At 49.8% G+C, this 7,592-nt stretch carries 8 protein-coding genes; 7 read left to right on the top strand and 1 reads right to left on the bottom strand.

Translation table 11 applies throughout. The annotated features are described in order from the left end of the window. Positions 1 to 401 precede the first annotated feature (401 nt). Positions 402 to 1,301: a DNA/RNA non-specific endonuclease gene (locus WKK33_RS00620; RefSeq protein WP_337571083.1), complete on the bottom strand. Its 900-nt coding sequence runs from the start codon at positions 1,299 to 1,301 to the stop codon at positions 402 to 404. A 395-nt stretch (positions 1,302 to 1,696) separates the two neighbouring features. On the opposite strand from WKK33_RS00620, the gene WKK33_RS00615 reads away from it, so the two are divergent. From WKK33_RS00615 to WKK33_RS00585, 7 genes are all read left to right on the top strand, one after another. Beyond that, positions 1,697 to 2,536, top strand: a complete 840-nt coding sequence (locus WKK33_RS00615) for a GLPGLI family protein (RefSeq protein ID WP_337571086.1) — start codon at positions 1,697 to 1,699, stop codon at positions 2,534 to 2,536. After that, on the top strand, positions 2,533 to 3,909 hold the full coding sequence (locus WKK33_RS00610) for a carboxypeptidase-like regulatory domain-containing protein (RefSeq protein ID WP_337571087.1): 1,377 nt from the start codon (positions 2,533 to 2,535) through the stop codon (positions 3,907 to 3,909). The genes WKK33_RS00615 and WKK33_RS00610 overlap by 4 nt, the downstream gene beginning before the upstream one ends. Before the next feature lie 60 nt (positions 3,910 to 3,969). Further along, positions 3,970 to 4,422: a hypothetical protein gene (locus WKK33_RS00605; protein ID WP_337571089.1), complete on the top strand. Its 453-nt coding sequence runs from the start codon at positions 3,970 to 3,972 to the stop codon at positions 4,420 to 4,422. A gap of 5 nt (positions 4,423 to 4,427) precedes the next feature. Next, positions 4,428 to 4,919 carry a hypothetical protein gene (locus WKK33_RS00600; RefSeq protein WP_337932025.1) on the top strand — a complete coding sequence of 164 codons (492 nt, stop codon included), beginning with the start codon at positions 4,428 to 4,430 and terminating at the stop codon, positions 4,917 to 4,919. Then, positions 4,909 to 5,070: a hypothetical protein gene (locus WKK33_RS00595; RefSeq protein WP_337571092.1), complete on the top strand. Its 162-nt coding sequence runs from the start codon at positions 4,909 to 4,911 to the stop codon at positions 5,068 to 5,070. Before WKK33_RS00600 ends, WKK33_RS00595 begins: the two co-directional genes overlap by 11 nt. Positions 5,071 to 5,385: 315 nt before the next feature. Further along, entirely contained in the window at positions 5,386 to 5,667 is a 282-nt protein-coding gene (locus WKK33_RS00590; protein WP_337932023.1) for an HU family DNA-binding protein, read from the top strand. Positions 5,668 to 5,891: 224 nt separating this feature from the next. Further along, a complete protein-coding gene (locus WKK33_RS00585) occupies positions 5,892 to 7,466 on the top strand; it encodes an Rne/Rng family ribonuclease (protein WP_215759853.1) in 1,575 nt (524 codons plus the stop codon). Positions 7,467 to 7,592 lie beyond the last annotated feature (126 nt).

Raw genomic sequence — 7,592 nt, 5'->3', positions numbered from 1 at the left:
ACAGCAAAAAAACTTCAAGTTTTTCTTGCGTAGAAACATAGAATGCACACCCCCTAAAATGGGAACAGAACCATAAAAACAGGTGACCTCGCATCATAGGCAAGGTCACCTGTTTTTTCTTTTCCTTCGGCAATGGGGAAGGAACCACTCTTTTGCTTTCGTCTGGCATTTGGGGCAGAACACACAACTCAAACGTAAATTCCCGTCCAACTGGCTCAACGAAAACGTTACATTGTTACATGTTACATGTTACAATAAGGTGGTTCCACATGTCACATTCGTCAGGCGCCCACCGCCTACGGCCTCCCCAACAAGGCCATGCCCAAAAATCAACATTCGGCGTGAAGGCTTAGTTCGGCGGCCAAAAGGGGAAGCCAAAGCCGAGCAAAGGCCAATGGAGGTCAATGCAACGCCTGTATGGGCCACATATCCACATTCACCTGCCGCTCCACCTGCCGCTCCACACTATCGGGCAACGAAGCAAAGAAGTCGAACCCCGTGATGCGCTCCACCTCGTCCACACTATTCACGTAATCGCCCCACGGATGGCGCTTGTCGTTGTTGCGATAAACAAAGCCGATGGCTTGCGGCGTGCGGCCCATGCGCAGTATCACCTTGAAGAAAGCCTCGGGCACCACCACCTTGTTCTTGCCAATGGTCTTGTGCCTCTTATTGTAAAGGACAGGTCCGCACACCACGTAAATGCTGCCATACTGCTCCGCCCATTGGCGGCATTGCGCCTCCAGGTTGTTCCAGTCGCCAATGTTCAGCACATGGTCTTGCGGACAGATGTTGGTCATGAGGAACGACTGCTCCATGGCCTCCGCGTCCCACTTGTTGTCGCCCGCCGGGCACATGTGGCCACGGTCGTAGCCAGAGCGCATATAGTCGTAGGTGTCGACACGCGGCTCAGGCACATCCTCGTCCTCATGGAAAGGTATGCCCTTGCGCTTGGCATAGCCATCCACATGCTCGGCCGTCAGATGCCACGCCACCCAGTTGGGTATCTTGGTCGTGGGGTTATAGGAGGCCGTGTAGCCCTTCCGCTTCAATATAATCTCATCCGAACTTGTTCGGAACGCCGGCAACTCATAGCCCTCACCACCTTCGCCGTCGGCTTGCGTGTCGTCATCGCCCCTACCCGACGGCTCGTCTTGTTGTGCCGTTGGGGTGTCGGCCACCACGCTCACATCCTCCTTCGTCTCGGCATAGGCCCGCAAGGCCTTCTTCGACACGGGCGTGCAAGCCGCCACGATAACGCTTAAGAACAACGCTATGCATAAGTGTTTTCTACCATTCATCTGCTTTTGTTTTCTATGTTTGAAAAATCCTGTTTCTTAGTTGAATCTATTTTAGACTGTAAAGTTACAAACATTTTATCCCTTATAGATAGAAAGGATGTGATTTTTTTTGAACCATTTAAACATATACAGGAAAGAACAAGTTATAGCTTGATACAAAGACCAAAGCTTCATTCACTTTTACGCCCAATTTTGCCAAAAGACGCTCTTTATAATCACTCTAAAAAACACACTTTGGTTTTGCAGAACTTTGATTTTTTCTTAATTTTGCACACAACAATCCAAGGTGACTGGGATAACTGACCGAGCAGTATTGTTCACGATCGTGAATAAAAAAGGAGCAGATGTCGAAAAGCTTATAGAGTAGATAAACAAACTTAAAAATAAGCAAATTGATGAAAAAGAACCTACTCATTATTATGACCCTCCTCATGACCATCAACACCCTGGCCCAAGAGCCCGCCCTGTATCACGTCACCTACGACTGTGAAGCCAAGAGCGCAGCTGGTGCCGCCAAACTTTACAGATGGAGCCTCGACATTGGCAAGACGACCGCAGTATTTTATAATGACAACGAGCGTGGCTTCAACGAAGATCTGGCCAAGCTCCATGTTAATGGAGACCCTATCAGAGCGTTGGAACAAATGGATGCACTTAACAAGAAATATCCCACTAAGAACAGTCTGCAAGTACTCTTGGGAAGTCCCCAGAAGGACAAATACACCTATTTTAATAGCATACTCAACTCCAAGTTGAAATATGAGGAGCCATTGCCCGAAATTGCCTGGCAGTTGGCAGACAGCTCGAAGACCATTAGCGGCTATGAATGTCGGCAGGCCCAAGGCACGCTTTACGGCAGGACATGGACCGTCTGGTACGCTATCGAACTGCCACTCAACTATGGCCCTTACCTGCTTCGCGGCCTGCCTGGCCTGATTCTCGACGCCGCCGACAACGAGGGATGTTTCCATTTCATGTTGGCAGGAATAGAAAAGGCGTCAGGCAACAAGACCGTCTCCCTGTTCATGGACAAGGACGCACAGAAATGCACGCGCAAACGCTACCTGAAGATGCGGACGGAGACCAATGGCCTAAGCCAAAAGCAAATCGTCGATCGCGTGTTGAGCCAAGGAGGCTATGACGAAGATGCAAGCGCAACCGAAATCACAGACGACAAGGGCAATGACATTTCGGACCAGGTGTTGCCCAAGAAAAACTTCTTAGACAAAGAATGAGGTATTGTGTCCTTCTGCTAACGCTCTTCTTGCATGTCCCCATTTTCGCCCAGACCTTCACGGGCAAGATCATCAGCGAAAAGGGCGCACCCGTGTCTAACGCAACGATTATGGCGTTGGACAAGAATCGTCATGTCGTCGCCTATAGCATTGCCAATGGGGAGGGAACTTACAGATTGGTTATTCCCAATGGCAAGGACGCGGATACGATCGACGTCAACCATGTGGGCTATCAGAGAAAATCCTTTACACGCTCATCATTGAAGGACGGCATTACCATCACGCTCAAGGAGGGCTGTTCTCTCCTGAAAGAAGTGAAGGTCAAGGCGCAACGCATACAAAGCACAGGCGACACACTCACCTATAGCGTGGCAGGGTTTAAGCAAGCGCAAGACCGCTGCATAGCAGACGTGATTGCGAAGATGCTAGGACTGGAGGTGAAAGCCGACGGAAAGATTGAATACCAAGGCAAAACCATCAACAAGTTCTATATAGAGGGTATCGACCTCATGGGAACCCAATATGGAATGGCCAACCCAAACATCTCGGCCGACAAGGTGAAGAGTGTGCAAGTGCTCGAAAACCACCAACCCGTGAAGTCGTTGCGGGGAGTCTCTTTCAGCGACCAGGCTGCCCTCAATCTTGTGCTAAAGGACGACGCCAAGGCCGTCTGGACAAGCTCGGCCAACATCGGACTGGGCTATGGTAAGGACATCCTCTACGACAACCGACTGATGGGCATGCGATTCGACAAGAAACGCCAAGCGTTGATGATGTACAAGAACAACGACACAGGCAAGCAACTCGGCGATGAGGTGCTCGACTTGGCAGCATTGCTCAAAGGAAGAACGGACGCGGAGGCGGGCCTTCTCTCCATGATGTCGCAGAATGCGCCCAACTTGGACGAGGACCGATACACCTTCAACCATAGTCACCTGGTGGCTGGCAACTGGTTGTGGAAGACGGGACATGACGACGAACTGCGCCTGCAAGTGAACGGACTCATAGACCAGACTGACATGCAGAACCGCACATCTTCCACCTACCTCACCCTCGCCGACATGCCCGTGATCGTAGAAGATGAGGACGTGAACAACACCAGGAGCGAATGGAAGGCGGAAGCCAACTATCAATACAACGGTTCGAAGAGCTTCATCCAAAACAACCTCAAGGGGTATCTCGACTTCAACAAGAGCAAGGGACGGATGACCTGCGACGGACGAAACACGGCCATGATGGTAAAGCCAAACAAACGTAGTCTTACCGAGGATTTCCAACTTTCGCACACCGCTGCCAATAACAACGTATATCATGTGGAAAGTTATTGGTCATACCATTACCTACCTGGTCAACTGCTTACCATCAACAAATAGACCGAACGGCTCAATCTCAGCTTCTTCTCCACCCAAAACGCCCTCCTTTACAAGTTGAAGATGGGACGCCACTATCTCAACAACGAGTTGGGCGTCAACTACGACCGCCAGGCCATCGCCGTGGCCATGGGCGAAGAGGCTGAGCAAGAAAACACCTACCAGCTGTTCCGCGTCTACTGGACACCCTCAATGTCGTTTGCCTTTAGCAAGCAACAAGTGGTGGTCAAGACAAGAATAAGCTATGCACACCAAGCTTATCGCCAGTCGAGGACTGGCCACCTGTGGGTGGACCCTTCCATCCAATGGAACTGGAAGGTCTCTGCCCTCTCCAGTTTCTCCGCAGATGTGGGCTATACGAACTCGTCCCTGACGGGCAAGTCGATCTACGACACGCCGATCTTCACAACATATCGTACGCAGAAGATAAACCAGGGCAAGACGGCTGTGACGCATGACCTTCGCGCCACAGCCACCTACAAATACGCCAACCCCGTTGGGGGGGGCTCAATGTAAGCCCAATGTACGCCCGGACATCGGGCAACATCTTGTATGAAAACGCCCTGAACGACCGAGTATTCACCATCGTCGCCACGGACAAGAAGCGAGCCACCGAGACCACAGGCTTGTCTGGACACATCAGTAAGACCTTCGGATGGGCCAAGACGCTCCTCGGCCTTGGGGCTTCATTCACCACGACCGACTACTGCATGCTCGTGACAGGAAAGGTGAACGATGCGCGGATGACGGTAACGTCCGTAGCGCTTAATTTTTCTTTACGCCCAACCAGGCTTCTCTCTGTCGAAGGCCGGTCAAGCGTGAGCTTCAATCAGCAGAAGAACCAGACCGCTCCACAGCTCTCTTCAGGCAGCACCAACGATTGGGAACACCGTCTCAACATTCACGTCTTCCCTGCCAACGGCTGGATGCTGAGCGTCAAGAACCAACTCTTCCACACCAACAGCGAAGGTATCGGAACCAGTTTTTTTTCTCGACCTCGCCATGAGCTATAAGGCAAAGCGATGGGAACTTACATTCTCGACTAACAACATCATTGGCTCCTCCAAGCTGGAGCAGCACGTGCTGGGAAACACCATCGAGACCAATATAGCCACCCACCTGCGTCCTCGCGAGTTTTTGGTCAACTGGGCCATTGACCTGTAGCGCCCCCCACATGCCCCTAACAACACGGGACACGCTCGGCTTTAAAACGAGCAAGCACCTTCATGCCAAATTCAAAACCCGAGGCAATTATCCTTACAAATCCAAAGTGCTTTCCTCCCCATCACCACCGACATTCTGACTGAAAGTGGGGATAAGAAGTTGAAAATTAGACACTTCCAACAAGAAAATTATCAATTTCTAAGAAAAAAAATACAAATCTTTTCTCCATCCCACGAAAAACTCGTATATTTGCAGTCCGAAAGTAAATGATAAGTAAATAAGGGAAACAATAATAAGAAAAGACTGTTTCAGTATATGACAAAAGCAGAGATCATCAACGAGATTACCGACATGACCGGCTTGCAACGCAAGGACGTGTCAGCCGTCGTGGAGAGTTTCATGCTGACTGTGAAGAGAAGCATGCTCGAGAAGAAAGAGAATGTGTACCTTCGCGGATTCGGCAGTTTCATCATCAAGCATCGCGCACCGAAAACTGCTCGCGACATCGGTAAGTGCGCCACCATCACCATCGCTGCACACGACCTGCCAAGCTTCAAGCCGGCCAAGGCGTTCGTCGATGAGATGAAAGGTGAATAAACACGCCTTAAGGAACAAAAAATCAATAACATAACAAACATTTTAAACATTAACAGCTATGCCAAACGGAAAAAAGAAGAAAGGCCACAAGATGGCTACGCATAAGCGTAAGAAGAGATTACGTAAGAACCGTCATAAGAGCAAATAAGCCCTGCTGACTGTTCTATGAAAGGGACGTGCCGTTACGGTGGGTCCCTTTTTTATCATTAAAGAGTTATCAAGAGATGACAAGCGAAGTAATAATCAACGTCAAACCACAGGAAATATCCATCGCCCTGCTTGAGGACAAGCGGCTCGTGGAATACCAAAACGAAACACGTTCGGCCAATTTCTCTGTGGGAAACATCTACATTGCCAAGGTTAAGAAGCTCATGCCGGGCCTCAACGCCTGCTTCGTGGATGTTGGCTATGAGCGCGACGCCTTCTTGCATTATCTTGATTTAGGAAGTCAATTCAATTCGTACGCCAAGTATCTGAAGCAAGTGCAAAGCGACCGCAAAAAGCTGTTCCCCTTTGCAAAGGCTTCGCACCAACCCGACCTGAAGAAGGACGGAAGCGTTCAGCAAACGCTCACCGTAGGACAAGAGGTGCTGGTGCAGATCGTCAAGGAGCCCATATCAACCAAAGGACCCCGACTGACGGCAGAACTGAGCTTTGCGGGACGATACCTGGTCCTCATTCCTTTTGGAGACAAGGTGTCGGTGTCCTCAAAGATCAAGAGCGGCGAAGAAAGAGCGAGACTCAAGCAACTCATCCACAGCATCAAGCCCAAAAACTGCGGCGTCATCGTACGCACCGTGGCAGAGGGCAAACGTGTGGCAGAGCTGGACGCGGAACTGAAAATACTGACCAAGCGCTGGGAGGACGCTATCGTCAAGGTTCAGAAAACACAGCAACGCCCACAACTCGTCTACGAAGAAACAGGAAGAGCAGTAGCGCTGTTGCGAGACCTCTTCAATCCAAGCTACGAGAATATTTACGTAGACGATGAGGAAGTGTGCAAGGATGTCAAAGACTACGTGGCACTCATAGCCCCTGAAAAGGCAGGTATCGTTAAGAAGTATACCGGAAAAGTGCCTATCTTCGACAACTTCAACGTCACTAAACAAATTAAGGCAAGCTTCGGAAAAACCGTGAACTATGCTCATGGTGCCTATCTCATCATAGAGCACACCGAAGCCATGCACGTTGTGGATGTGAACAGCGGAAACCGCTCAAGAAACGAGAATGGCCAAGAAGCCACCGCCCTGGAAACAAACCTGGGAGCGGCCGACGAATTGGCACGCCAGTTGCGACTACGAGACATGGGAGGAATTATCGTGGTCGACTTCATCGACATGAACCTGGCGGAAGATCGACAGATGCTGTATGAGCGCATGTGCAAAGACATGCAGAAAGACAGGGCGCGACATAACATATTGCCCCTAAGCAAGTTTGGACTCATGCAGATTACCCGACAGCGTGTAAGGCCAGCCATGGACGTAAACGTCGAAGAGACCTGCCCATCGTGCAACGGAACAGGCAAAATCAAGTCGAGCATCTTGTTCACCGACCAACTCGAAAGAAAAATTGACCAACTAGTCAACAAGATTGGCATCAAGAGATTCTATCTCCACGTTCACCCATACGTTGCCGCTTACATCAACCAAGGGGTGGTAAGCCTCAAGCGGAAGTGGCAACTTAAGTATGGTTTAGGCGTTCACATCATTCCATCACAGAAACTCGCTTTCCTGCAATATGAGTTCTACGACGACAAAAAACAGTTTGTCGACATGAAGGAAGAGATCGAAACCAAGTAAACCGACACGTGGTACCAACAAAAATCCCAAGACATTCATTGCGATGTCTTGGGATTTTTCATATATTAACCCCTGACTTCGTCACTCAAAAAATACGTATTTTATAACTGATTGATAAACAATATT

Origin of the sequence: Hallella sp. (assembly GCF_037460745.1) — a bacterium.
Taxonomy (GTDB): domain Bacteria; phylum Bacteroidota; class Bacteroidia; order Bacteroidales; family Bacteroidaceae; genus Prevotella; species Prevotella faecis.
The sequence above is the reverse complement of the archived record's forward strand: the minus strand, read 5'-3'. Positions and strand labels throughout refer to the sequence as shown.

Coding starts and splice junctions, on each gene's coding strand:
- WKK33_RS00620 (WP_337571083.1), bottom strand. CDS start 1,301: ATGAATGGTAGAAAACACTTATGCATAGCGTTGTTCTTAAGCGTTATC.
- WKK33_RS00615 (WP_337571086.1), top strand. CDS start 1,697: ATGAAAAAGAACCTACTCATTATTATGACCCTCCTCATGACCATCAAC.
- WKK33_RS00610 (WP_337571087.1), top strand. CDS start 2,533: ATGAGGTATTGTGTCCTTCTGCTAACGCTCTTCTTGCATGTCCCCATT.
- WKK33_RS00605 (WP_337571089.1), top strand. CDS start 3,970: ATGGGACGCCACTATCTCAACAACGAGTTGGGCGTCAACTACGACCGC.
- WKK33_RS00600 (WP_337932025.1), top strand. CDS start 4,428: ATGTACGCCCGGACATCGGGCAACATCTTGTATGAAAACGCCCTGAAC.
- WKK33_RS00595 (WP_337571092.1), top strand. CDS start 4,909: ATGAGCTATAAGGCAAAGCGATGGGAACTTACATTCTCGACTAACAAC.
- WKK33_RS00590 (WP_337932023.1), top strand. CDS start 5,386: ATGACAAAAGCAGAGATCATCAACGAGATTACCGACATGACCGGCTTG.
- WKK33_RS00585 (WP_215759853.1), top strand. CDS start 5,892: ATGACAAGCGAAGTAATAATCAACGTCAAACCACAGGAAATATCCATC.